Source organism: Leisingera sp. ANG-S5 (assembly GCF_000813925.1).
In the GTDB taxonomy this organism is placed as follows: domain Bacteria; phylum Pseudomonadota; class Alphaproteobacteria; order Rhodobacterales; family Rhodobacteraceae; genus Leisingera.
The window spans coordinates 67,727-90,048 of the sequence record NZ_JWLH01000009.1; the positions used below are offsets into that span (position 1 = coordinate 67,727).

General features: G+C 64.5%; 25 protein-coding genes and 2 tRNA genes. 17 read left to right on the forward strand and 10 right to left on the reverse strand.

The features are described 5' to 3' along the window. The first annotated feature begins 22 nt into the window (after window positions 1-22). Together RA25_RS14160 and RA25_RS14165 are read left to right on the forward strand one after the other, a co-directional pair. The gene (locus RA25_RS14160; protein ID WP_039173337.1) at window positions 23-1,498 is read left to right on the forward strand and encodes a carnitine 3-dehydrogenase; all 1,476 of its coding nucleotides are present in this window, start codon (window positions 23-25) and stop codon (window positions 1,496-1,498) included. Continuing rightward, complete coding sequence (locus tag RA25_RS14165) at window positions 1,495-2,268, forward strand: SDR family oxidoreductase (protein ID WP_039173339.1); 774 nt, start codon at window positions 1,495-1,497, stop codon at window positions 2,266-2,268. Before RA25_RS14160 ends, RA25_RS14165 begins: the two co-directional genes overlap by 4 nt. 108 nt (window positions 2,269-2,376) lie before the next feature. On the opposite strand, the gene RA25_RS14170 is transcribed toward RA25_RS14165, so the two are convergent. After that, window positions 2,377-3,237, reverse strand: a complete 861-nt coding sequence (locus RA25_RS14170) for a helix-turn-helix domain-containing protein (protein ID WP_039150016.1) — start codon at window positions 3,235-3,237, stop codon at window positions 2,377-2,379. A 113-nt stretch (window positions 3,238-3,350) separates the two neighbouring features. Between RA25_RS14170 and RA25_RS14175 the strand changes: the two genes are divergently transcribed. Genes RA25_RS14175 through RA25_RS14185 form a run of 3 tightly spaced genes read left to right on the forward strand, consistent with a single transcriptional unit; the run spans window position 3,351 to window position 5,385 of the window. Next, window positions 3,351-3,557: a DUF2061 domain-containing protein gene (locus RA25_RS14175; protein ID WP_019296553.1), complete on the forward strand. Its 207-nt coding sequence runs from the start codon at window positions 3,351-3,353 to the stop codon at window positions 3,555-3,557. Continuing rightward, the gene (locus RA25_RS14180; RefSeq protein ID WP_039173342.1) at window positions 3,550-4,464 is read left to right on the forward strand and encodes a fatty acid desaturase; all 915 of its coding nucleotides are present in this window, start codon (window positions 3,550-3,552) and stop codon (window positions 4,462-4,464) included. The genes RA25_RS14175 and RA25_RS14180 overlap by 8 nt, the downstream gene beginning before the upstream one ends. Window positions 4,465-4,482: 18 nt before the next feature. Then, a complete protein-coding gene (locus RA25_RS14185) occupies window positions 4,483-5,385 on the forward strand; it encodes an EamA family transporter (RefSeq protein WP_039150010.1) in 903 nt (300 codons plus the stop codon). A gap of 92 nt (window positions 5,386-5,477) precedes the next feature. On the opposite strand, the gene RA25_RS14190 is transcribed toward RA25_RS14185, so the two are convergent. Continuing rightward, on the reverse strand, window positions 5,478-6,209 hold the full coding sequence (locus tag RA25_RS14190) for an NUDIX hydrolase (RefSeq protein ID WP_039173346.1): 732 nt from the start codon (window positions 6,207-6,209) through the stop codon (window positions 5,478-5,480). Between the two features lie 4 nt (window positions 6,210-6,213). Further along, the gene (locus tag RA25_RS14195; RefSeq protein WP_039173350.1) at window positions 6,214-6,639 is read right to left on the reverse strand and encodes a DUF983 domain-containing protein; all 426 of its coding nucleotides are present in this window, start codon (window positions 6,637-6,639) and stop codon (window positions 6,214-6,216) included. A gap of 200 nt (window positions 6,640-6,839) precedes the next feature. On the opposite strand from RA25_RS14195, the gene RA25_RS14200 reads away from it, so the two are divergent. The 5 genes from RA25_RS14200 (at window position 6,840) to RA25_RS14220 (ending at window position 9,539) form a co-directional block, all read left to right on the forward strand. Next, window positions 6,840-7,310, forward strand: coding sequence for an EF-hand domain-containing protein (locus RA25_RS14200; protein ID WP_019296558.1), 471 nt, complete (start codon window positions 6,840-6,842; stop codon window positions 7,308-7,310). Window positions 7,311-7,377: 67 nt separating this feature from the next. Then, on the forward strand, window positions 7,378-7,959 hold the full coding sequence (locus RA25_RS14205) for an RNA polymerase sigma factor (protein ID WP_019296559.1): 582 nt from the start codon (window positions 7,378-7,380) through the stop codon (window positions 7,957-7,959). Then, window positions 7,952-8,317, forward strand: a complete 366-nt coding sequence (locus RA25_RS14210; protein WP_039173352.1) for a hypothetical protein — start codon at window positions 7,952-7,954, stop codon at window positions 8,315-8,317. The genes RA25_RS14205 and RA25_RS14210 overlap by 8 nt, the downstream gene beginning before the upstream one ends. Beyond that, window positions 8,314-8,805, forward strand: coding sequence for a periplasmic heavy metal sensor (locus tag RA25_RS14215; RefSeq protein WP_019296561.1), 492 nt, complete (start codon window positions 8,314-8,316; stop codon window positions 8,803-8,805). Before RA25_RS14210 ends, RA25_RS14215 begins: the two co-directional genes overlap by 4 nt. Window positions 8,806-9,020: 215 nt before the next feature. Then, complete coding sequence (locus RA25_RS14220) at window positions 9,021-9,539, forward strand: GAF domain-containing protein (protein ID WP_019296562.1); 519 nt, start codon at window positions 9,021-9,023, stop codon at window positions 9,537-9,539. Here the strand turns inward: RA25_RS14220 and RA25_RS14225 are convergent. After that, window positions 9,500-10,894, reverse strand: coding sequence for a diguanylate cyclase (locus tag RA25_RS14225; RefSeq protein WP_039173357.1), 1,395 nt, complete (start codon window positions 10,892-10,894; stop codon window positions 9,500-9,502). The two genes, RA25_RS14220 and RA25_RS14225, sit on opposite strands and share 40 nt — an antisense overlap. 115 nt (window positions 10,895-11,009) lie before the next feature. Between RA25_RS14225 and RA25_RS14230 the strand changes: the two genes are divergently transcribed. From RA25_RS14230 to RA25_RS14250, 5 genes are all read left to right on the forward strand, one after another. Next, entirely contained in the window at window positions 11,010-11,294 is a 285-nt protein-coding gene (locus RA25_RS14230) for a DUF3572 domain-containing protein (protein ID WP_019296564.1), read from the forward strand. Between the two features lie 57 nt (window positions 11,295-11,351). Then, window positions 11,352-12,041 carry an HAD family hydrolase gene (locus RA25_RS14235; RefSeq protein ID WP_039173359.1) on the forward strand — a complete coding sequence of 230 codons (690 nt, stop codon included), beginning with the start codon at window positions 11,352-11,354 and terminating at the stop codon, window positions 12,039-12,041. A 246-nt stretch (window positions 12,042-12,287) separates the two neighbouring features. After that, window positions 12,288-13,847 carry a trimethylamine methyltransferase family protein gene (locus RA25_RS14240; protein ID WP_039173361.1) on the forward strand — a complete coding sequence of 520 codons (1,560 nt, stop codon included), beginning with the start codon at window positions 12,288-12,290 and terminating at the stop codon, window positions 13,845-13,847. A gap of 396 nt (window positions 13,848-14,243) precedes the next feature. Continuing rightward, on the forward strand, window positions 14,244-14,831 hold the full coding sequence (locus RA25_RS14245; RefSeq protein ID WP_019296567.1) for a heme NO-binding domain-containing protein: 588 nt from the start codon (window positions 14,244-14,246) through the stop codon (window positions 14,829-14,831). Continuing rightward, complete coding sequence (locus tag RA25_RS14250) at window positions 14,828-15,880, forward strand: GGDEF domain-containing protein (protein WP_039173364.1); 1,053 nt, start codon at window positions 14,828-14,830, stop codon at window positions 15,878-15,880. Before RA25_RS14245 ends, RA25_RS14250 begins: the two co-directional genes overlap by 4 nt. A 135-nt stretch (window positions 15,881-16,015) precedes the next feature. Here RA25_RS14250 and RA25_RS14255 read toward each other — a convergent pair. The 6 genes from RA25_RS14255 to RA25_RS14280 form a co-directional block, all read right to left on the reverse strand. Beyond that, a tRNA-Glu gene (locus RA25_RS14255) sits at window positions 16,016-16,090 on the reverse strand. A 170-nt stretch (window positions 16,091-16,260) separates the two neighbouring features. Then, a tRNA-Glu gene (locus RA25_RS14260) sits at window positions 16,261-16,335 on the reverse strand. A 104-nt stretch (window positions 16,336-16,439) separates the two neighbouring features. Beyond that, complete coding sequence (gene recJ, locus RA25_RS14265) at window positions 16,440-18,179, reverse strand: single-stranded-DNA-specific exonuclease RecJ (RefSeq protein ID WP_039173367.1); 1,740 nt, start codon at window positions 18,177-18,179, stop codon at window positions 16,440-16,442. Window positions 18,180-18,291: 112 nt separating this feature from the next. Further along, window positions 18,292-19,278 carry a class II fructose-bisphosphatase gene (gene glpX, locus RA25_RS14270; protein WP_039149981.1) on the reverse strand — a complete coding sequence of 329 codons (987 nt, stop codon included), beginning with the start codon at window positions 19,276-19,278 and terminating at the stop codon, window positions 18,292-18,294. 156 nt (window positions 19,279-19,434) lie between these two features. Further along, a complete protein-coding gene (locus RA25_RS14275) occupies window positions 19,435-20,721 on the reverse strand; it encodes a homoserine dehydrogenase (protein WP_019294757.1) in 1,287 nt (428 codons plus the stop codon). Window positions 20,722-20,836: 115 nt separating this feature from the next. Next, entirely contained in the window at window positions 20,837-21,091 is a 255-nt protein-coding gene (locus tag RA25_RS14280; RefSeq protein ID WP_019294756.1) for a hypothetical protein, read from the reverse strand. Between the two features lie 167 nt (window positions 21,092-21,258). On the opposite strand from RA25_RS14280, the gene RA25_RS14285 reads away from it, so the two are divergent. Continuing rightward, a complete protein-coding gene (locus RA25_RS14285; RefSeq protein ID WP_019294755.1) occupies window positions 21,259-21,846 on the forward strand; it encodes a TetR/AcrR family transcriptional regulator in 588 nt (195 codons plus the stop codon). Continuing rightward, the gene (locus tag RA25_RS14290) at window positions 21,843-22,322 is read left to right on the forward strand and encodes a GNAT family N-acetyltransferase (RefSeq protein WP_039173370.1); all 480 of its coding nucleotides are present in this window, start codon (window positions 21,843-21,845) and stop codon (window positions 22,320-22,322) included. The genes RA25_RS14285 and RA25_RS14290 overlap by 4 nt, the downstream gene beginning before the upstream one ends.

The following is a 22,322-nucleotide window of genomic DNA, read 5'->3' on the forward strand; positions in this document are numbered from 1 at the left end:
TGAAGGATACTAGGGTACTCAGATGACAAAGACAGCAGCAATCATCGGCGGCGGGGTTATCGGCGGCGGCTGGGCCGCGCGGTTCCTTTTGAACGGCTGGAACGTGCGGGTGTTTGACCCGGACCCGGAAGCGGAGCGCAAGATCGGCGAAGTGCTGGGGAATGCCCGCCGGAGCTTGCCCGGTCTGGGCAATGTGGCGCTGCCTGCGGAGGGCAGCCTGACCTTCCATGAAACCATCGCGGAGGCCGTTGAGGGTGCCGAGTGGGTGCAGGAGAGCGTGCCGGAGCGGCTGGACCTGAAACAGAAGGTCTATGCCGAGCTGCAGGCGCATTGCGCGCCGGATGCGGTGATCGGCTCGTCCACCTCCGGTTTCAAGCCTTCGCAGCTGCAGGACGGGCGTGAGAACCCCGGCCAGATCGTGGTCGCGCATCCGTTCAACCCGGTCTACTTGCTGCCCTTGGCAGAGCTGGTCACGACAGAGGCGAACCCGGCGGGCGTTATCGACCGGGCCAAGGAGATCATCACTGCCATCGGCATGTATCCCCTGCACCTCAAGAAAGAGATCGACGCCCATGTGGCAGACCGTTTCCTGGAGGCGGTCTGGCGCGAGGCGCTGTGGCTGGTCAAGGACGGCATCGCCACCACCGAGGAGATCGACAACGCGATCCGCTACGGCTTTGGCATCCGCTGGGCGCAGATGGGCCTGTTTGAGACTTACCGGGTGGCCGGCGGCGAGGCGGGCATGAAGCATTTCATGGCGCAGTTCGGCCCCTGCCTCAGCTGGCCCTGGACCAAGCTGATGGATGTGCCGGAATTCACTGATGAGCTGGTGGACCTGATCGCAGGCCAGTCGGACGAACAGTCCGGCCAGTATTCGATCCGCGAGCTGGAGCGGCACCGGGACGACAACCTGGTCGGCATGATGCGGGCGCTGGGCAACAACAACTGGGGCGCCGGTGCGCTGCAGAACGCCCATGACCTGAACCGCGAGGGTGAGGCCGGGCTGGTGCGCGCGATGGACGGTCTGGACGATCTGAGCCAGCCGGTGCTGACCCAGAGCCGCGTGGTGCCGCTGGATTGGACCGATTACAACGGCCATATGACCGAGAGCCGCTATCTGGATGCCTTTGCGCAATCCACCGACCGGCTGATGATGATCATTGGCTGCGATGCGGAGTATATCGCCAACGGCGGCAGCTACTTCACCGCTGAAACTCATATTCGCCATATCGACGAAGTGCACGCGGGCGATCCGATCCAGGTGCGGACCCGGGTGATCATGGGCGCGGGCAAGAAGATGCACCTGTGGCACGAGATGTTCTGTGGCGAGCGGCTGCTGGCGACGGGCGAGCATATGCTGCTGCATGTGGACCTTGCGACCCGCCGCTCGGCGCCGCCTGCGCCGCATATCGAGGCCAATCTGGTGAAGCTGGCAGAGGCCCATGCGGCGCTGCCGGCGCCTGAGGGGCTGGGCCGCGCCATTGGTGCGCCGCGGTGAGCGCTGAAGGAGTGAGCCGGGTTCTGGTCACCGCCGGCGGGTCTGGCATCGGCCGGGCAATGGCCGAGGGTTTTGCCGCTGCCGGCCATCAGGTCTGGGTCACGGATGTGAGCGCGGTTGCGCTGGCGGACGTTCCGGAAGGTTGGCGGACAACGGCGGTGGATGCCACCGATGAGGCGGGTGTCAGGGAGCTGTTTGCGGAGATCGCTGAAACCTGGGGCGGTTTGGATGTGCTCTGTGCCAATGCGGGCATTGCCGGGCCGACCGCGCTGATCGAGGACATTGCGCTGGAGGACTGGCGCAAATGCGTGAGCGTCAACCTGGAGGGCTGCTTTCTGGCTGCCAAATATGCGGCACCTTTGATGAAGGCCGCCAAGGCGGGGGCGATCATCGTGACTTCCTCGACTGCCGGGCAATACGGCTACCCGAACCGGGCGCCTTATTGTTCCGCCAAATGGGCCGTTATCGGCCTGATGAAGACGCTGGCGATGGAGCTGGGGCCGTTTGGCATCCGCGCCAATGTGATCTGTCCCGGCGCGGTGGAAGGGCCGCGGATGGAAGGCGTGCTGGAACGCGAGGCCGCGGCCAAAGGCATGACCCGGGATGAGGTCTATGCAGGCTATGCGTCGGGCACCTCGATGGGGCGGTTCGTGGAGGCCAGCGACATTGCCAATATGGCGGTGTTCCTCGGCTCGGACGCGGCGCGGCTGGTTTCGGGGCAGGTGATTGCCGTCGACGGCCATACGGAGAACCCGGATCCGAAGGTGTAAGCAGGGCTGAACGGGTGGGTCACGTTTCCCGGCGCGGGAAACGTCCCGGAAAACACGTGTTTTCCGGGCCGGAATTCGCGCCGAATTCCGGCGGCCCTGCTGCTATGTTCAGGAAATCGCCGCCCTGAGCGCGCGCAGCCGTCCGGGCACTTGCCGTGCGGTGATATCGGCCTCGCGCACCAGGTTGTCGAAATGGCTGGTGAAGGTGGCGATCCTCTCCTTGTCGCGGAAGGCGAGATAATGGGTGCCGGCGTAAAAAACGCACAGGAGCGGCCCGAAGATCGTGATCGGTGAAGAGTAAAGCCGCTTGGCATCAAACAGGTAGATGCGCAGGCGGGGGTAGAGCTGCTCGCAGAGGCGTTCGAACTGGTCAAGCTGCTCCAGCCGGATCTCCAGTGGCAGGCCCTCGTAGTAGCCGACGGCGTGGGCAAAGCTGTCGAGCTCATACAGCGGCAGGGCGATTTCGTAGTCTGAAGGCGACTGGCGCATCCAGGTGAGGCGGTCCTCGGAGGCGCCGATGGCCTGGCCTGCGGTGCGGCCCAGGTGCGGGGCGTATTCCCATTCCAGCAGCGCCCGGGTTTTCAGCATGTCGGGGAGCGCGGCGGGGACGTGGCGGATCTTGTAGCCCTCGGCCTCCTGGTGCCAGTCGAAGATCTTTTCATCGACCAGCGCGCGCGGGGCCTCGGAGAGGGTGAGGCTGGAGGCCAGCAGCTCGGCGGCGCTTTCAGGGCGGTCCGAGAGGCTGAGGAGCCAGTCGGCGGAGACCCCAAGCGCGCCAGCGCAGGCGCCGACCACATGGGCGTTGGGCAGCCGCGCGCCCTCATCCGTCAGCAGCTGCGAGATGGTGGAGCGGTCCACCCCGACAGCGCGGGCCAGGGCACTTTGGCTGAGGCCGCTGTCGCGCAGGGCCTTGTTCAATCTTTGCCGGAACTGCTCAGCCCGCACCCGTTTGTCGATATTTTCTATCATCTGTTTTCAAATATCACGAATGGTGGTTTTTGTTAACTGCATTCGGAATTCTGCACAGCCGGCGGCTGCGGTAGTTTGGAAACAAGACCTTAGCAAGAATTTCAGGAGGCAAGATGGAAACGCGCAGGCGCTCCATTGTCAAAGCAGTGATCTGGAACGTCCTCGGGCTGGCGACGATGACGCTGGTGGGGCTGGTTGCCACCGGCTCGGTCAAGGCGGGCGGGATGATGGCGCTGGTCAACACCGGCATCGGGTTCACGGTCTATCTTTTCTATGAGCGCGCCTGGGCCAAGATCAGCTGGGGGCGCAGCCATGTCTGAGCGGTGCAGCGAATACATGCCGCGGGGCGTGGAATGGGGCACCCTGGCGTTGATCCTTGCCTGCCATGGCGGCTGGCTGGCGGCGCTGTGGCTGCTGCCTGAGGTGAGCCTGGGGTTGACGGTACTGGCGCTGGGTGTGATGGCGGCGCTGCATTCCTCGCTGACCCATGAGGCGCTGCACGGGCATCCGTTCCGCAGCCGCTGGCTGAATGAAGCGCTGATGTTCTTTCCGCTGAGCCTGGCAATTCCTTACGGCCGGTTCCGCGACACCCATCTGGCGCATCATGAGGATGAAGCGCTGACGGATCCCTATGATGACCCCGAGAGCAATTTTCAGGATCCGGGCGTCTGGGCGCGCTTGCCTGCCTGGCGCAAGATGCTCTTGCGGGTGAACAACACGCTGCTGGGCCGGGTGGTGCTGGGGCCGCTGATAGGGCAACTCTGCTTCATGGCGGGCGACTGGCGGCTGATGCGCCGGGGCGAGCCGGGGATTGTCCGCGACTGGGCGCTGCATGGCCTCGGTCTGGCAGTGGTGGTCTGGGTCGTGGTGCAGTCGCCTGCGCCGCTGTGGGCGGCGATGGCCGGTGCCTATCTGGGGCTGGCGCTGCTGAAGATCCGCACCTTCCTGGAGCACCGCGCGCATGAGACCGCCCGCGGCCGCACCGTGGTGATCGAGGACAAGGGGCCGCTGGCCTTGCTGTTCCTCAACAACAACCTGCACATCGTGCACCACATGCATCCGGGCGTGCCTTGGCATGCGCTGCCGCGGCTCTATCAGTCGCGCCGGGCGGAGTTTCTGGCGGCCAATGACGGCTATATCTACCGCAACTACCTGCAGATTTTCCGCAACTACCTGCTGCGGGCCAAGGACCCGGTGCCGCATCCGCTCTGGCAGCAGGGGGAATAACGGCGCATAAGCGGGGGCATGTTTGCCTGGATCCCCGTTTCCATAGCCGCTGCCAGCTTTCAGACCGTGCGCTTCATGCTGCAGAAGGTCCTGAGCAGCGTGACGCTGTCGCCGGGCGGAGCCACCTTCGCCCGGTTTGTCTATTCCGCACCGTTCATCCTGGCCGGGCTGGCCGCCTACCTGATGGTGTCGGGGCGGAGCCTGCCGGAACTGGGGCCGAAGTTCTGGATGTTTGCCGCCATTGGCGGCACTGCGCAGATACTGGCCACCGTCTGCGTGGTGGCCCTGTTCAAGCAGCGCAATTTCGCGGTTGGCATCACCTTCAAGAAGACCGAAGTGATCCAGACCGCCATCGTCGGGCTGGCAGTGCTGGGCGATCCTGTCAGCCTTGGCGGCTGGGCGGCGATCCTGATCGGCCTGACGGCGGTGCTGGTGCTGTCCAAGACGCCGGACACGGCTGGCCCCTGGTGGCGGCACCTAACCAACCGCGCCTCGCAGCTGGGGCTGGGGTCGGGTGTGCTGTTTGCATTTTCCGCGGTCAGCTACCGCGGGGCGTCGCTGCAGCTGGGTGAACTGGAGCCGATGTTCCGCGCGGGCGTGACGCTGGCCGCAGTGGTCAGCCTGCAGACGCTGTTCATGCTTGTCTGGCTGGGACTGCGCGAAAAGGGTGAGATCGCCCGGGTTTGGCAGGCGCGCAAAGTGGCGGTCTGGGTCGGGCTGACCAGCATGGGTGGATCGTTCTGCTGGTTCTGGGCCTTTACGCTGCAAAACGCCGCCTATGTGAAGGCAGTGGGGCAGGTGGAGCTGCTCTTGTCGCTGCTGGCCTCTGTGCTGTTCTTCAAGGAGAAGGTCACGGGGCGCGAACTGGCGGGCATGGGGCTTCTGGTGGTGTCTATCCTGGTGCTGGTTCTGGCCCTTTGAAAGGTGCCGCCTGCGGCAGGGCGGCCGGAATTATGCGATAATTCCGGCTCGGAAAACACGTGTTTTCCGGGACGTTTCCAGCCTGGGAAACGTTACCCGTCTGCGGGCATCGGGTAGCCCTTGAGGCGCAGGAAGAGGCTGGCCTCGTCGTTGTTGTGGAAATAGGGCACGCTTTGCGGCGGCTCCGCGTCGCGGACGCGGGCAGTAACTTCGGCCAGCACCACCTCAGTGATGAACGGCAGGTCAAACTCCCGCACCTGGCTGAGCGGGATCCATTGCAGGTGCGACAGCTCATCCGCCGCGCGGGAGAAATCGTCCAAGTCGCCGGTGATCTGGTCCGCATCGACCAGGAAGAAACGCGCGTCAAAGCGGCGCGGGCGGCCCGGCGGGGTCAGGGCGCGGAACACAAACTGCATATCCTTGGCAGAGGGGATATGGCCGGTAGCCGCAAACTCCTGCCAGTCTTCGGGGATGTCGCCCTGCCAGTCGCCTTTCTCACCCAGGATCAGACCGGTTTCCTCCCACAGCTCCCGCACTGCGGCGACGGCGAGGGCGTGGTGCACGTCCGCGGGTGCCTTGTCTGCCAAACGGTCTTGGCAGACCAGGGAGATCGGCGAGGCCAGCGGAATGTCCGCGTCCGCCATATCCACCGCGCCGCCGGGGAAGACGAATTTGTTCGGCATGAAAGCAGCCTTGGCGCCGCGCTGGCCCATCAGCACCTGCGGGTCATCGGACAACCGGCCGCGCATGGCGATCACCGTTGCCGCGTTGCGGATTGCGGTCTTGTCGGTAGTGGTCTCGCCGCTGAGATATGTCTCGCTCATGGTGTTACTGCCCTTGTTCTGCCGGTGCTGCCGGGGTGTCCTTGCCAAAGCCATGCATCCGCCGCGCCCATTGGTAGGCGATGACGATCCCCTTCATCCGCGGCAGAAGATAGAGGGAAGAGGCGAGGCAGCCAATCGAGAATACCGTGAACATCACCAATGGCTCCGGCCGCCAGGAGAAATAGACCACATGCATCAGCGGCGCCATGATGTGGCCGACGATCAGGATGGTGAGGTAGGCCGGCCCGTCATCGGCACGGGCATGAGTCAGGTCGAGGCCGCAGTTGCTGCAGCGCGTGTTCACCTTGAGATAGGAATGCAGCAGCTTGCCCTTGCCGCACTCCGGGCAGCGGCAGCGCCAGCCCTTGGCCAGGGCGGGCATGGTGGGGCGTTCGTCTTCCGGGGCCGGGACAGCGGGGGACTGGGTCATGGTTTTATCCTGTGTGCTGCAGGTATCTTTGCGCGCTTCAGGTGGGGGCGAAAGGGGAAACGCCAATTTCTGCGCCGGTTTGCCGCAACGGGAGGGCGGCTGAAAGTTTTTCCGGAAATCTGCGACGGAAGCGCGAACCTCGCGCGTTTTTCCTGTGCATCGGGCAGCAAGAGGCTGCCGCTGAACAAAGGAAAGACGATATGAAACACGTCAAGTTCATCGCCCTGATCGTGGCCGCAGCAGGCATGACGGCAGGCAGCGCGGCATTGGCCAAGGGGTTCGGGCATCATGGGCCGAAGATGTCCTTTGAGGAGATCGACACCGATGGCAGCGGCGAAGTGACCAAGGCCGAGATCCAGGCGATGAAGGATGCGCATTTCGCCAAGGCAGACGCCAATGGCGACGGCAAGCTGTCGCTGGAGGAAATGCAGGCGCGGGCGCAGGAGCGGGCTGGTGAACGGGCCGCGCAGATGCTGGAACGCTTTGACAAAGACGGCGATGGCGCGTTGAGTAAGGACGAGATGCCGCAGCCGCGCCGGGCAGGAAGAATGTTCGACCGGATGGATGCCGATGGCAGCGGCGGCATCTCCAAGGAAGAGTTTGAGGAGGCCCGGGCCCGGCACGGCGGCAAGCGCTGGCATGGCCAGGGGGATGAAGCGGAGCAGAACTGATCGCTGACGCGTGCTGCAACAGGCGGACATACCACGGCGCCGGGCCCCTGATGCGGGTCCGGCAGCCATGAGCGTCACGGCGGGGGAGGTCTCCGACGATGCGCTTCTGGTGCTTTATGCCAATGGCGACAGCCGGGCAGCGGCAGAGCTGACCGCGCGGCTGGGGCCGCGGGTCTTTGGTGTGGCGATGCGGGTGATGGGGATCCGCGCCGAGGCCGAGGACGTGACCCAGGAGGCGATGCTGCGGCTGTGGAAGATGGCGCCGGACTGGCGGCCGGGGGAGGCGCAGGTGTCGACCTGGCTGTACCGGGTGGCGATGAACCTGTGCATCGACCGCAAGCGGCGCGCCCGCGGCGGGTATGTGGATCTGGATGCGGTGCCGGAGCCGCCGGACCCTGGCCGCTCAGCCGCGGAACAGCTGCAGGAGGGCGCACGGCACGATGCGCTGCAGGCGGCGCTGATGCAATTGCCGGAGCGGCAGCGGCAGGCGGTGGTGCTGCGCCACCTGGAAGAGCTTTCGAACCCGGAGATTGCCGGGATCATGGACATCAGCACCGAGGCGGTCGAAAGTCTGACGGCCCGGGGCAAGCGGGCGCTGGCCGCGGCTTTGGCCGGGCGGCGCGAAGAGTTGGGGTATAGCGATGGCTGACATGGATAAATCATTGCAGGAGCTGGAGGACCTGTTTGCTGCTGCACGCAGTGCGCCGCCGGCGCTGCCGGATCATCTGAGCACGGCCATCCTGGCGGATGCGGCGCGGGTGCAGCCGGGTTTCCAGCCTGCTGAGCCGCCGCGGCAGCCGCTGTGGCGGCAGCTGACGGAGGCGCTGGGCGGCTGGCCGGCGCTGGGCGGGCTGGCGGCGGCCAGCGCGGCGGGGCTGTGGATCGGTGTTGCGCCGCCCTCCTTTGTGCCGGACCCGGCGGCCTTGGCAGGGTATGAGGACAACAGCACTGCGTTTGCGGACGGGAGTTATGACATGGCGCTGATGCTGAGCGAGGATCTGCAATGACTGCGGAGGGAAAGCCCAAGATGAAGCTGTGGCTGAAACTGCTGCTGGCGGGATCGCTGGCGCTGAACCTGGCGGTGATCGGCATCGCGGCCGGAGCGGCCTGGCGGTTCAGCGGCAAGGACAGGCACTGGCAGCGGCCGCCGTCGGTGGGGGCAATGATTTTCCGCGAGCTGGACCACGACACGCGCAAGGCGCTGCGGCAGGAAGCCGGCGGAGGCCACGGCAGCTTTTTGCAGCGCCGCCAAGCGGAGGGGGCGGCGGTGATTGCAGCACTGCGCAGCGAGGCCTTTGACGGCGCGGCCTTGCTGGCCCTGTTGCGGGCGCAGGCTGAGACGCGCCATGCGTTTCACACCAAGGTGCAAGAGGCCTGGGTGCGCAAACTGGAAGAGATGGCGCCGCAGGAGCGGATGGATTTCGCGGACCGCATGGAAGAGCGGATGCAGCGCCGCGGCAAGGGCAAGCGGCACGGCTGGCGCGAGGGGGAATAGGCAGGCCGGTTCATGCATTTCCCAGGAGAAATGGGTTGCAACGGACGGCTGGTGCCTTGGCCAATGCTGGCAGCGGTGAGGGCTTCCATAAAAGTTGCGTGAAATTCCGGGCTGTGTTTCACTTCGGGACGGCCGCAGGCGTAACGGCTCCCTCTTGGGAGATTTGCCTTAGAAGACCGGCGCCAGGCGGCTGATTGGCAAGAGGAGCAGTCAGAATGAAGGATCTTGCAGGGACCGCGGCGGCGGTGCAGTCGATCACGGACCGCCAGGATTTGGAGCCGCGTGAAAAAATCAGGCAATTGCTGGCATACGGGAACGAACTGTTCAGTACCTCGTCGGCGCTGGTAAGCAATGTCCAAGGCAGCAAGTACGTTATCGTTTACTGCGTCTCTGAGGAGGCGGAAGTTGATCCCGGCACCGCTTTCGAGCTGGATGACACCTATTGCATCCACACTTTGCAGTCTGACGGGCCGCTGGCGTTTCACAAGGCAAGCGAGTCAGAAATTGCGGGGCACCCCTGCTACAATATGTTCCGCCTGGAAACTTACATCGGAGCGCCGATCCGTTTCGGCGGTTCGGCCTGGGGGACCTTGAATTTCACTGCCGTTGAAGCGCGGGAGCCGTTTCAGGGCGCTGATCTGGACACGATGGCAGCACTGAGCGCGGCGGTCGGCAGGGAACTGGTTGCCGCCGGTCAGGCGGCCTCAGTGCATTCCGGCGTCAGGGTCACCTGATTGCGGCCGGCGTTCTTGGCATCATAGAGGGCCTGGTCAGCCTTTTCGACCAGCGCAGCGGTGCTGCTGACATGGCCGGCGCCGCCCATGACCGCACCGATGCTGATGGTGACCTTGACCGGTTCGGCAGCGCCAGGCACCTGGAACGGGGTGCTGTTGATCGCGTTGCACAGGGCAATGGCCGCCAGGCCTGCTTCTGCCTCGGTGGCGCCGGGCAGGACAGCCATGAACTCCTCGCCGCCAACGCGGGCCAGGAGGTCCGAGGGCCGGAGCACGGCCTGCATACGGCGGGCGGCCTCAACCAGCACGGCGTCCCCGGCCGGGTGGCCGTAAACATCGTTGATGCGCTTGAAATGATCGAGATCGGCCAGCATGACGGCGAATTTCTCGCCGGTTTCAGAGGCGGAATGCGCCACACGGTCCAGGAAAGGCTTGGCATAGCGGCGGTTATAGAGACCGGTCATCGGATCCAGAACCGCGGCGCGCAGGCCGTTGCGGACGCTGTCGCGCAGCCGGTCCTTGCGGATCTTGTGCTGCAGCTGGGCGGTGAGGCGCAGCTCCAGTTCTTCCACATCGAAACCGGTCTGCAGAACGTCATGGGCACCGCGGTCCAGCGCCTCTGCGGCAATCATGGGATCTGCCGGGTTGGGCACCGCGATCACCACAGATTTGCGGGTGGCGGCGCGGGCGCGCAGATCGGCCAGCAGGCGCAGGCCGGGACCGGCCGAGGCCTCGTTCAGCTCAATGATGATGGCATCCGCCGCCGGCGCCTGCATCAGCCCCTGGATGTCGCTGATCGCATGGGTGCGCAGGGCGTAGGGCAGGCGCCCGGCCAGGCGGTCGCGCCAGGCCATTGCAGTGCGCGGATCGTCGGCCACCAGGGCGACGGTGGCATTGCGCAGGTCCTCGGCGCAGGTGCGGTCGCAGAGCGGCAGGATGAACCCGTGCGATGCGTCGCGCTGCAGGTTCAATTCCTCATTGGCGCTGCGGGCGCGCAGCAGGCTGCGGATGCGGGCCTGCAGGATCACGTCGTCCACCGGCTGCTGCAGAACGTCGTCGATGCCTGCCGCCAGTGCCTGCAGCCGGGCCTGGTGGCCCTCCCAGTCGGAAACCGCGATCACTGGCAGGTCGGCCAGCGCCTCATCCGCTGCCAGAGCCTGTTTGACATCGGCGGCGGTGCCATCGGGCAGCGACATGGCGGTCAGCACCAGATCAGGGCGGCATTGCCGCGCGGTCTGCAGCACCTCAGCCACGCTGCCGGCCTGGACGGTATCGTAGTAGGCAGCCGCCAGCTGCACCTTCAGCATGATGCGGTTGGTGGAGACGCCGTCGATGACCAGGATAGTGCCTTGCACGCGGTATCCTTTCGCCCCTTGCAAATCCTATGACTTCCAATTTTGCTGAGACTGGTTAAGAAACCCTTTCGGATTTTTACTAAATTGGCCGCAAAACGGCAGGAGTGTGGAGAACATGCGGATTTCCGCTGACGGAGCAGAGACCCTGGCGCTGAAGGCCTTGGCCTGGCTGGCCGGAAATGATGAGCTTTTACCGGTGTTTCTGGGTGCGACCGGCGCCAGTGAGGCGGATTTGCGGGCGCAGGCGGCGGAACCGGCGTTTCTGGGCTCGGTGCTCGATTTCTTAACGATGGATGATGCCTGGGTGATGCAGTTCTGCGATTCCGAGGGGCTGGCCTATGAGCTGCCGATGCAGGCGCGGATGTCGCTTCCGGGCGGGGAACAGGTGAACTGGACTTGAGAATGGCGCGGGGCGTCCCTAGGGTCCGGCTGGACCCTGAATAAAAGGACCTGCCACATGACGGTTGATGCTTTCCTGTTCGACAAGGACGGAACCCTGTTTGACTTTGCCGCCACCTGGGATGGCTGGGCGGCCGGGGTGCTGGAGACCCTCTCCAGAGGCGACCTTGCGGTAAAGCAGGCGATGGCCGCGGTCATCAGCTATGATCTGGAGCGCGAGGCGTTCAATCCGGACAGCCTGGTGATTGCCGGGTCAAATGACGAAGTGGCGGAAGTGCTGGCGCCATTCGTGCCGGATATGGAGGTTGAGGAGCTTGCGGTTTTCCTGGCGCAGAGCGCGGCAAATGCGGAGCTGGCGCCGGCGGTGCCGCTGGCGGCGTTTCTTGACGGGCTGCTGGCACGCGGCAAGGTGCTGGGGGTGATGACCAATGACGCCGAGGTCTCTGCCAAGAGCCAGCTGCAGCGGGCCGGGGTGCTGGACCGGTTTGCCTTTGTTGCGGGTTGCGACAGTGGCCATGGCGCCAAACCCGACCCGGATCCGCTGCTGGCGTTCTGCAAGGCGGCGGGGGTGTCTCCGGACCGGACTGCCATGGTTGGCGACAGCTGCCACGACATGGAGGCAGGCGCCGCGGCCGGGATGCAGCGGATTGCAGTTCTGACCGGCATGGCGCTGCGCGAGGAGCTGCTGCCGCATGCGGATATCGTGCTGCCGGACATCGGCCATATCCCCGGCTGGCTGGATCGCTGAGCCCACCGGTTTCCGCGGCTGATTCCCGCGGACACCCAGCTGCATGAGAGGTTGCCGGTGCACTGGCCTTGTGCGCCGGCTTTTCTTTGTGTCAGACTGGGCACATGTGTACAGAAATGGCCTGCCACGGCGGATAATAGAGGGAAAACGACAGCCGGGGTCGGGAACGGACAGGTTCAGGCGGCTGGGACTGGCACAGTTGGCGGCTAGCAGCACGTTGCAAAATCGGATTCAGGGGAGGCCGGAATGGCAGAGACAGGCGCACGCAAGCGGAGAGGCGGGGGCAGGGCTGGCGCAGCGGCCCGGCGCGGCAGTGAAGTCCTGGAGCAGATGCCCTGGAATCCGCCCAGAAACATCGACCGCCCGACCGAACCCTTGAGCGAGGAGGGCATTCAGGCGATCCACGAAGGCGCGATGCGCATCCTGGAAGAGATCGGCGTGGTGTTCCTGAACCCCGAAGCGCTGGAGATCTTCAAGCAGGCCGGGGTCAAGGTCGAGGGCGAACTGGTTAAAATGGACCGCGATTTCGTGATGGAGATGGTGGGTAAGGCGCCGCGCGAATTCTCGATCACACCGCGCAACCCGGACCGGACCATTCCGCTCGGCGGCAACCACATCCTGTTCGGCAATGTGTCCTCGCCGCCGAATTATTGGGACATGGAGCTGAACAAGAAGGTGGCGGGCAACCGGGAGCAATGCCGGAAACTGTTGAAGCTGACGCAGTATTTCAACTGCATCCACTTTGCCGGCGGTTACCCGGTGGAGCCGGTGGACATCCATGCCTCGGTCCGCCATCTGGACGTGCTCTATGACAAGCTGACGCTCACCGACAAGGCGATGCATGCCTACTCCCTGGGCAAGGAGCGGGTCGAGGACGTGATGGAGATGGTGCGGATTGCCGGCGGCCTTAGCCATGAGGAGTTCGAGGCCAAGCCGCATATGTATACCAACATCAACTCTACCTCGCCCTTGAAGCACGACTTCCCGATGATCGACGGCTGCCTGCGGCTGGCGCGGCGCGGGCAGGCGATTGTGGTGTCGCCCTTCACACTGGCCGGTGCAATGGCGCCGGTGACCATGGCGGGCGCGGTGGCACAGTCGATTGCCGAGAGCCTCTGTGCAATTGCGCTGTTCCAGTATGTGCGCCCCGGTACGCCCTGCGTGATCGGCACGTTTACCTCGAATGTGGATATGAAATCAGGGGCGCCGGCCTTTGGCACGCCGGAATACATGCGATCCACCCAGATGACCGGGCAGATGGCGCGGTTCTACGGGCTGCCGATGCGCTCCTCCGGGGTTTGCGCGGCCAACGTGCCGGACGGGCAGGCGGTCTGGGAGACCTCGAACTCGCTGTGGGCGGCGGTGCAGTCGGGCACCAACATGGTTTATCACGCGGCCGGCTGGCTGGAGGGCGGGCTGATCGCAAGCCCCGAGAAGTTCATCATGGACTGCGAGATCCTGCAGCAGATCGAACGCTACATGCAGCCGCAGATCTCGGCCACCGGACCGGAGGAGATCGCGCTGGATGCGATCAAGGAGGTCGGCAATGACGGCCATTTCTTTGGCATCCAGCATACCCAGGACCGCTATGCCACGGCGTTCTATCAGCCGTTCCTGAGCGACTGGCGCAACTATGAGGCCTGGGAGCAGGCTGGCGCCACCTGGACCGCGGAGCGTGCGCACAAGATGTTCAAGGAGATCATCGGCAGTTTCGAAGAACCGCCGATGGATGCGGGCATTCGCGATGAGTTGGCAGATTTCGTAGCCCGCCGGAAGGCTGAGGGCGGGGCGCCTACCGATTTCTGATTAACGGAAAAACATGAACAGCGGAGCGGAGCCTCTGCTGTTCGTGCCCGCAGGCCGCCAAGGGGAAACCGCCGGACCGGCGCAGCGGCGTATGCTGCGGGTGGGTCTCTGCGGGGCGGCCCATGCAGCTGGGCAACCAGAACCCTCCTTACAGCTGCAAGCGCGTTGATGCGAACCTGGCCGGTCCGTGCCAGAAGTGATTGGCCAGCGGGCCGGTTGGCATATAATGACCGGGCGGTATGCAATTGTGTTGGCTGACGCTGAGGGTGCAGGTTTCGTGCTAGGGGAAGAAAAAGCGGGAATAATGCGCGCTATTTACCCGGCGCGCGTGCTTTGTTGGGCCTTTATTAACCAGCTGGCGTCAAGACTGTGCCATGGGCAAAGAGGGGCCACTGCATGCACGGTCTGATCAACAGGGCGATTCAGGCTTTTGTGACGAGTACCTACGGGGCTGACCGCTGGGAAGAGGTCATGGAAGAGGCCGGACTCGGTTTTACCGAGTTCGAGGCGATGCTGTATTATACCGAAGAACAATCGGGCCAGATGCTGGCTGCGATGGAGAGAGTCCTGGCCCGCCCGCTGCCGGAAATGCTGGAGGACATGGGCACTTTTCTGGTGTCCAATCCGCAGGTAGAGGCGTTGCGCCGGCTGTTGCGCTTTGGCGGTGTGAACTACGTTGAATTTCTGCATTCCCTGGATGATCTGCCGGACCGCGCGCGGCTTGCGGTATCGGATCTGCACCTTCCCGGGCTTGAATTGCTGGAACAGGCACCCGACCAGTTCGAACTTGTCTGCCAGCCAGGGCTGCCCGGCTATGCACATGTTCTGATGGGGGTTCTGCGGGCAATGGCAGACGATTACGGCGATCTGGTGTTTCTGGACCACAGCGGGACACTTGGCGGTTCGGAGGTGATTTCAATCACCCTGGTGGAAACCAAATTTGCTGCCGGCCGTGAATTTGACCTGGGGGCGCATTCATTATGATGACACTCCAGCAGCTGACCGGAATGGCAGATGTTGTCTGCCCCATGTTTGTGATCGTCGACAACAAGGGCCGGATCGTTTCGGCGGGTCCGACGCTGAAGAAGCTGCGCCCCAATCTGAAATGGGAGGGGCGCCGGTTTTTCCGCATCTTTGATCTTTCACGGCCGCGGTCGGTGCGCTCAGTGGAGGATTTGGTGGCCACTGCCGGCAGCAAGCTTCACCTGCAGTTCCGGGACACGCCGCAGACCGGACTCAAAGGTGTGAGCACGCCGCTGCCCGACGGGCAGGGGGCGTTTGTAAATCTGTCATTCGGCATTTCCGTGCTGGAAGCGGTGCGCGACTATGACCTTACCAGTGCCGACTTTTCCCCGACCGATCTGACGATCGAAATGCTGTACCTTGTGGAAGCGAAATCTGCCGCGATGGAAGCCTCCCGTCAGCTGAACCTGCGTCTGCAGGGGGCCAAGATCGCCGCGGAGGAACAGGCCTTTACCGATACGCTGACGGGCCTGAAGAACCGCCGGGCGATGGATCATGTGCTGGCGCGGCTGATCAGCAGCGGCCGGGAATTTGCGCTGATGCACCTGGATCTGGATTTCTTCAAGCAGGTCAATGACACGCTGGGCCATGCGGCCGGTGATGCTGTTCTGCAGCACGCGGCGCGGCTCATGGTGGAATGCACCCGCCAGTCGGACACGGTTGCCCGTGTCGGCGGCGATGAATTCGTTATGATCCTTGAGGGGGTTCTGGACACGGGCAGGCTGGCGGCGATTGCAAAACGCCTGATCCAGCGGTTGGAAGAGCCGATTCCCTTTGGCGGCCAGACCTGCCGGATTTCTGCCAGCGCCGGAACCACGCTGTCGACCTGGCAGAAAGTGCCGGATGCCCAGGAACTGCTGAACCAGGCGGACTTGGCGCTTTATGCGGCCAAACGCGCCGGACGGGCCCAGCATTGCTTCTACCGGGAAGGGATGGAGAAGGCGGGCGGAGCCTGTGATGGGGGGGCTGCGTCTTCCCATCCGGCAGCGGCGCAAGGCCCGGCCACCTGACAAATGCCTGCCGCACCGGCAGGCATTCACTTCCGGGAAAATTTCTTCCGCGAGCCGGATGGTGCCTGCAGGCAAGCACATGCTGCTGCGCGGTTTCTTGCGCAAGTCCGCTTGGAGTTCGTTTTTCAGGAGAAGTGGCAGCCCGTAGGGGAATCGAACCCCTCTTTCCAGGTTGAAAACCTGGCGTCCTAACCGATAGACGAACGGGCCACGCTGTCTGTGAGGCGCTGTTTACTGATTGCGCCGTGCGGGCGCAAGGGGGATTTTTGCAGAAATTCAAAGTTTTTCTGCGATGGGCCAGTGACCATTAAACAGCTGATATTGAACGAAAAACCATCGCCTGTGCGGCATGTTTCCGGTTTCTGCGATGCTGGGAAAAGTGGCAGCCCGTAGGGGAATCGAACCCCTCTTTCCAGGTTGAAAACCTGGCGTCCTAACCGATAGACGAACGGGCCACTCTGTGCGTGAGCGGGTATTTAGTTGTAAGCGCCGGAACCCGCAAGAGAAAAAATACGCCTTTGTGAAATTTCTTATCCACAGGGGCCAAGTCCTTGAAAAGTCAGGCTTCGGCGGCGTCTTCCAGGCGCAGCTGCGCACTTTGGCGGCCACCCCAGGTGTTGATTTCCAGCCGGCCGGCGAAATGGAAGCGCGCACCGCCGTGCTCCAGCAGCCGCGGTCCCAGTGCGGTATCGAAGGCGCCAAAGCAGATTGCGTCAACTCCGCCGCCCATGCCGTCGCTGAGGGAGAGTTTCAGGTGGCTTTCGCCTACCTTCTTGGCGAACCGCACCTGCAGGTCCGGCAGTGCATAACGCGGGGCAGGGGCACCGGCGCCAAAGGGGCCGGCCTGTTCGATCTGTTCGATAAGGTCGACGCTGGCAGCACCGGGCATCAGCGCGCCGTCCAGTTTCAGATCTGCGGGGCCGCCCTCTCCTGCGCCCTGTTTGGCCAGCAGCTCGCTCAGGCGCGCCATGGCCGGTTCCAGCTTGTCGCGCATCACGGTGAGGCCCGCGGCCATCTTGTGGCCGCCGCCCTTGACCAGCAGGCCCTCGGCGGCCAGTCGCTGGATCGAGGCACCGAGGTCGACGCCGGAGACCGAGCGGCCGGAGCCTTTGCCCTCTTCGCCGTCAAAGCCGATCACAACGGCGGGACGGTTGGCGGCTTCCTTGAGGCGGGATGCGACGATGCCAACCACGCCCGGGTGCCAGCCCTCGCCCGCAGCCCAGACCAGCGGGGCGTCCAGGCCGCGTTCCTCTGCCTGCTCCAGCGCGGCAGCGCGCACCGCGTTTTCGATGTCGCGGCGCTCTGTGTTCAGCTCGTCCAGCCGTTCCGCCAGGGCCGCGGCCTCATGCGGGTTGTCTGTCGACAACAGGCGTGCGCCGAGGTCGGCCTTGCCGATGCGGCCGCCTGCATTGACCCGCGGCCCCAGCAGAAAGCCGAGGTGATAGGTGGAGGGAGCCGAATCCATGCGGGAGACATCAGAGAGCGCCACCAGCCCCGGGCGGTTGCGGGCGCCCATCACCTTGAGCCCCTGGCGCACCAGCGCCCGGTTGGCGCCGATCAGCGGCGCCACATCGGCCACGGTGGCAAGTGCCACCAAATCCAGCAGCGCCATCAGGTCCGGCCCCTTGGTGCCGGCTTCGCGCAGTTGGCGGCCGGCTTCGACCAGCATCAGGAACACCACGCCCGCGGCACAGAAATAGCCCAGGTCGCCGCTTTCGTCCTGCCGGTTCGGGTTCACCACCGCCACGCAGTCCGGCAGCGTCTCGCCGCCCAGGTGGTGGTCCAGCACGATCACATCGGCGCCTTTGGCGGCGGCAATCGGCTCGTGGCTCAGCGTGCCGCAGTCGACGCAGATGATCAGGTCATGGGCAGCGGCCAATTCCTGCATCGCCGGCACGTTGGGGCCATAGCCCTCGTCGATGCGGTCGGGAATATAGAGCGTTGCCTGCAAGCCCATTTGCCGCAGCCAGACCAGAAGCAGTGCGGCAGAGCTGCCGCCATCGACGTCATAGTCGGCAAAGACCGCAATCCGCTGCTTGCGCCGCACCGCTTCCAGGAACCGGGCAGCGGCGGCTTCCATGTCCTTCATCTCGCGCGGGTCGGGCAGCAGCTCTTTCAGTTTGGGCTCAAGAAACCCCTTGGCCTCCATCGCGGGCACGCCGCGCCGGGCCAGCACCTGGCAGACAGAGCGGGGCAGGCCGGTCTGCTGCGCCATCATCTCGGACGCGCGGTCCACTTCAACCCCGGGACCAACCCAGCGGCGGCCGGTCAGGGACTGCTCAACACCCAAAAAGCTCATGCGTCTGCCCTCATATGCAAAGGCCGGACCCAAAACGGACCCGGCCCTTCTTCTGCTCTGAATATCCCCGCCGGAGGCAGCGGCGCAAGCCGCTTCGCGGCCAGGGGCCGGTTTACTGCTGGTGCGGTTCCAGCGGTGTGCGGTAGGACATGCGGCGTACGGAACCGGTTTTCGAACGCATCAGCAGGGTGGTGGTCTCGACCCAGCCCGGGGTGCGCTTGATGGCGGGCAGCAACGAGCCGCCGGTGACGCCGGTGGCGGCAAAGATCACGTCCTGGGTGACCATCTCGTCACGGGAATAGATGCGGTCCAGATCGGTGATGCCGGCCTTAGCGGCGCGGGACTTTTCGTCGTCGTTGCGGAACAGCAGGCGGCCGAAGATCTGGCCGCCCATGCATTTCAGCGCCGCGGCTGCCAGCACGCCCTCAGGCGCGCCGCCCTGGCCCATATACATGTCGATGCCGGTCACATCGCTGTCGGCGCAATGCATGACGCCGGCCACGTCGCCGTCGGTGATCAGGCGGATGGCGGCGCCGGTTTCACGCACTTCGGCAATCATCGCCTCGTGGCGCGGGCGCTCCAGGATGCAGACGGTGATGTCGGAGGGCGCGCAGCCCTTGGCCTTGGCCAGCGCTTCGACACGTTCGCGCGGGGACATGTCGAGCGAGACCACGTTTTCGGGGTAGCCCGGGCCAACCGCGAGCTTGTCCATGTAAGTGTCCGGCGCGTGCAGCATGGAGCCGCGCGGGCCCATGGCAATAACGGTCAGCGCGTTCGGCATGTCCTTGGCGGTCAGGGTGGTGCCTTCCAGCGGGTCCAGCGCGATGTCAACGCCGGGGCCGTTGCCGGTGCCGACTTCCTCACCGATATACAGCATCGGCGCCTCGTCGCGCTCGCCCTCGCCGATCACCACCACGCCGGCGATGTCCAGCAGGTTCAGCTGCTCGCGCATGGCGTTGACGGCGGCCTGGTCGGCGGCTTTCTCGTCGCCGCGGCCGATCAGCGAGGCAGAGGCCAGCGCAGCCTGCTCGGCAACGCGGGCGAGGCCCAGCGACAGCATACGGTCATGAAAGGGCGCGTCAGAGGTGTTCGATGTCATACCGGAAATCCTGTCTCAACGGAAAAGATGTGAATGGGCGTTCCAAGCCGAATAGCGCGGGGCGGGGCAGGCTCGCAAGGGGCGATAGGGGCTGCGGCGGCAGGAAATCCCTGCCGCGGCGCCTAAATCAGCTCAATTTTGCCCCTTTGGCGCGGATCAGACCTCTTCGATGCGCAGGGCGACGGGGGTGCCGTCGACCACGTCGGTGGCAGAGAGGCCCTCAAGCGCGGTGTCCAGGGTGGCGCGGGTGCATTTGTGCGTCACGAACAGCACGGGCGCCACCGGCGCCTTATGGCTGTACTGGCGCATCCGGTCGATTGACACGCCGGCCTCGCCCAGAATGGCCGCGACTTTGGCGAGCGCGCCGGGTTTGTCCAGCAGCCCCATGCGCAGGTAGAACGGCGCAGGCAGGCCGGTTTGGGCGGCAGGCACGTCCTGCAGGGTGCTGGCGGGCTGGCCGAAGGTGGCAATGCGCAACCCGCGGGCGAGGTCGAGGATGTCGCCCATCACGGCACTTGCAGTGGGGCCTTCGCCGGCGCCGGGGCCGCGCAGCACGACCTGCTCAATCGAGTCGCCTTCGATCACCACCATGTTGGTGCCGCCTTCCAGCTGGCCCAGCGGCGAGTCGGCCGGCACCAGGCAGGGCGACATGCGCTGTTCCAGCCCGCGGGGCGAGCGCTGTGCCACGCCCAGGAGCTTGATGCGGTAGCCCATGTCGGCGGCGTCGCGGATATCTTCCAGCTGGATGCGCTGGATGCCTTCCAGTTCCACTTTTTCAAAGGCCGGTTTGGTGCCGAAGGCGATGGACGCCAGCAGCGCCAGCTTGTGGCCCGCGTCGATGCCGCCAACGTCCAGGTTCGGGTCGGCTTCCAGATAGCCCAGGCGGCCGCATTCCTCGAACAGGGCGTTGTAGCCCTGGCCAGTGGCCTCCATCTGGGTCAGGATGTAGTTACAGGTGCCGTTCATCACCCCCATGACGCGGGTGATTTCATTGCCGGCCAGGCCTTCAGTCAGGGACTTGATCACCGGGATGCCGCCGGCCACGGCAGCCTCAAAGCGGATCACCCTGCCTGCGGCCTCCGCCTGTTCCGCCAGTTCCTGGCCGTGGATGGCCAGCAGCGCCTTGTTGGCGGTGACCACGTCCTTGCCTGCGGCCAGCGCGGCCTCAGTTGCGGCCTTGGCGGCACCGTTATGGCCGCCCATCAGCTCGACGAACACATCGACATCATCGCGCACGGCCAGCGCCACCGGATCGTTTTCCCAAGCATAGTCCTTGAGCGAAACACCGCGGTTCTTGTTCGGATTGCGCGCTGAGACTGCGGAGATCACAACCTGGCGTCCGGTCCGCGCCTCCAGCATCGCCGCGTGGCGGCGGATGATTTTCACCACGCCGATGCCGACGGTGCCCAAGCCTGCAATCCCAAGGCGAAGCGGTTCTGTCATGGCTGCGGGTCCTTTGTCCGAAACTTGTCCGCCCCGCCTTAGCGGGTTCGGCGCAAGCGTGCAACGCCGCTGCGGAACAAGGCTGAAGGATGCGGGCAGGAATGCCGCGAAGCGGTCAGAGTTCGGCGTTTTTGACGGCTTCGGCGCGGCGTTTCAGGCGGTCGCTGCGAGCATCCAGTTCGTCCTGGAGCTCCTCGCTGGCCTGCTGCGGCGGGTCCAGTGGTTCCAGCGCGTCATCGAGCGGCAGCAGGCGGGGATAATCCGCGCCGCGCAGGTCCGGTGTCAGCCGGTCCTCCAGCTCAGGCACGCGGGTGCAGGCGGCGGCTGCCGTCAACGCCAGAAAAAGTGCGATCCGTGTCCACAGCTGCATTGCCCAAACCTCATGCTTTGCCAGACCGGTTCTAAGGGCTGCGGCGGGGTGGCACAATTGATTTCCCGCAGCTGTTGCGTGATGATCCTGCTGCAGGGTCTTGGCGGGGAAGCGAAAGGGCGGCATTCGCCCTTTTTTCTGAACAACTGTTCAGTTATTGTCGTGCCATGGCACGCACCCAAGGTTCCCATTCCGACATCACCGGCCCCCGCATCCGCGAGGCGGCTTTGCGGCTGTTTGCGCAGCATGGCTATGCCGCGGTTTCGATGCGCCAGATCGCCAAGGAGGTCGGCGTGCAGGCGGGAGCCTTGTATAATTACACGCCGGACAAGCAGAGCCTGCTGTTCAACCTGATGGCGGGCCATATGGCAGATTTGCAGGCGGCATGGGACGCGGTGCCGCAGGCGGGCAGCGCGCTGGAGCGGCTGCGCGCCTTCACCGGCTTTCACATCCGCTTTCACTTGGAGCGCCCGGATGCGGTGTTCATCGCCTATATGGAGCTGCGCAACCTGACGGAGGAGAACTTCACCGTCATCGAATCGCTGCGCCGTGACTATGAAAACGGTGTGGAGGGGATCCTGAAGCAAGGGGTGGAGCAGGGGGTGTTCACCATTCCCGACACCAAGATCGCGACGCTGGCGGTGATTGCGATGCTGAACGGGGTCAACACCTGGTACCGCTCCGAGGGTCGGTTGTCGCTGGATGAGGTGGAGCGGGTCTATTGGGGCATGGTGCAGAAGGCGGTCAGCACATGAGCTTGCTGGATTTGAAGACACGCCGCCTGCGGGCAGGGGCGTGGCAAGACCTGACCGCAGCAGAGCTGGAAGGTCTGTTTGCCCCCAAGGTGGTGCAATGGCTGCCGGCCGGTTTCCAGGCACAAGGCGGCGATCAGAGCCGCCGCGATTTCCTGGCCGCGGTGTCGCAGCAGGCAGAGGTGGTTGCCCTTCGCACTGTGTCAGGTGAGGGAGTCGGGCTGATCATCTTATCCTTGACCGAAGACAGCAGCAGTATAAGGAACCTAGGCTACCTCTTTGCCGAAGCCGTTTGGGGACAAGGGCTGGCGAGCGAGCTGATTGCAGGCCTGCAAGCGCATTTTCGCGGCAGCGGCGTCACCTTGTCGGGTGGGGTCATGCAGGAAAACGCTGCCTCGGCCCGGGTGCTGCAGAAAGCCGGTTTCACGCCGGCACCTGCGGGTGAAGAAACCGTCTACAGCTGGTATTCCGGGGCCTGA

Bases quoted from the DNA above. Each gene is read 5' to 3' on its own strand.
- RA25_RS14160 (WP_039173337.1), top strand. From the start codon at position 23: ATGACAAAGACAGCAGCAATCATCGGCGGCGGGGTTATCGGCGGCGGC.
- RA25_RS14170 (WP_039150016.1), bottom strand. From the start codon at position 3,237: ATGATAGAAAATATCGACAAACGGGTGCGGGCTGAGCAGTTCCGGCAA.
- RA25_RS14175 (WP_019296553.1), top strand. From the start codon at position 3,351: ATGGAAACGCGCAGGCGCTCCATTGTCAAAGCAGTGATCTGGAACGTC.
- RA25_RS14180 (WP_039173342.1), top strand. From the start codon at position 3,550: ATGTCTGAGCGGTGCAGCGAATACATGCCGCGGGGCGTGGAATGGGGC.
- RA25_RS14185 (WP_039150010.1), top strand. From the start codon at position 4,483: ATGTTTGCCTGGATCCCCGTTTCCATAGCCGCTGCCAGCTTTCAGACC.
- RA25_RS14190 (WP_039173346.1), bottom strand. From the start codon at position 6,209: ATGAGCGAGACATATCTCAGCGGCGAGACCACTACCGACAAGACCGCA.
- RA25_RS14195 (WP_039173350.1), bottom strand. From the start codon at position 6,639: ATGACCCAGTCCCCCGCTGTCCCGGCCCCGGAAGACGAACGCCCCACC.
- RA25_RS14200 (WP_019296558.1), top strand. From the start codon at position 6,840: ATGAAACACGTCAAGTTCATCGCCCTGATCGTGGCCGCAGCAGGCATG.
- RA25_RS14205 (WP_019296559.1), top strand. From the start codon at position 7,378: ATGAGCGTCACGGCGGGGGAGGTCTCCGACGATGCGCTTCTGGTGCTT.
- RA25_RS14210 (WP_039173352.1), top strand. From the start codon at position 7,952: ATGGCTGACATGGATAAATCATTGCAGGAGCTGGAGGACCTGTTTGCT.
- RA25_RS14215 (WP_019296561.1), top strand. From the start codon at position 8,314: ATGACTGCGGAGGGAAAGCCCAAGATGAAGCTGTGGCTGAAACTGCTG.
- RA25_RS14220 (WP_019296562.1), top strand. From the start codon at position 9,021: ATGAAGGATCTTGCAGGGACCGCGGCGGCGGTGCAGTCGATCACGGAC.
- RA25_RS14230 (WP_019296564.1), top strand. From the start codon at position 11,010: ATGCGGATTTCCGCTGACGGAGCAGAGACCCTGGCGCTGAAGGCCTTG.
- RA25_RS14235 (WP_039173359.1), top strand. From the start codon at position 11,352: ATGACGGTTGATGCTTTCCTGTTCGACAAGGACGGAACCCTGTTTGAC.
- RA25_RS14240 (WP_039173361.1), top strand. From the start codon at position 12,288: ATGGCAGAGACAGGCGCACGCAAGCGGAGAGGCGGGGGCAGGGCTGGC.
- RA25_RS14245 (WP_019296567.1), top strand. From the start codon at position 14,244: ATGCACGGTCTGATCAACAGGGCGATTCAGGCTTTTGTGACGAGTACC.
- RA25_RS14250 (WP_039173364.1), top strand. From the start codon at position 14,828: ATGATGACACTCCAGCAGCTGACCGGAATGGCAGATGTTGTCTGCCCC.
- recJ (WP_039173367.1), bottom strand. From the start codon at position 18,179: ATGAGCTTTTTGGGTGTTGAGCAGTCCCTGACCGGCCGCCGCTGGGTT.
- glpX (WP_039149981.1), bottom strand. From the start codon at position 19,278: ATGACATCGAACACCTCTGACGCGCCCTTTCATGACCGTATGCTGTCG.
- RA25_RS14275 (WP_019294757.1), bottom strand. From the start codon at position 20,721: ATGACAGAACCGCTTCGCCTTGGGATTGCAGGCTTGGGCACCGTCGGC.
- RA25_RS14280 (WP_019294756.1), bottom strand. From the start codon at position 21,091: ATGCAGCTGTGGACACGGATCGCACTTTTTCTGGCGTTGACGGCAGCC.
- RA25_RS14285 (WP_019294755.1), top strand. From the start codon at position 21,259: ATGGCACGCACCCAAGGTTCCCATTCCGACATCACCGGCCCCCGCATC.
- RA25_RS14290 (WP_039173370.1), top strand. From the start codon at position 21,843: ATGAGCTTGCTGGATTTGAAGACACGCCGCCTGCGGGCAGGGGCGTGG.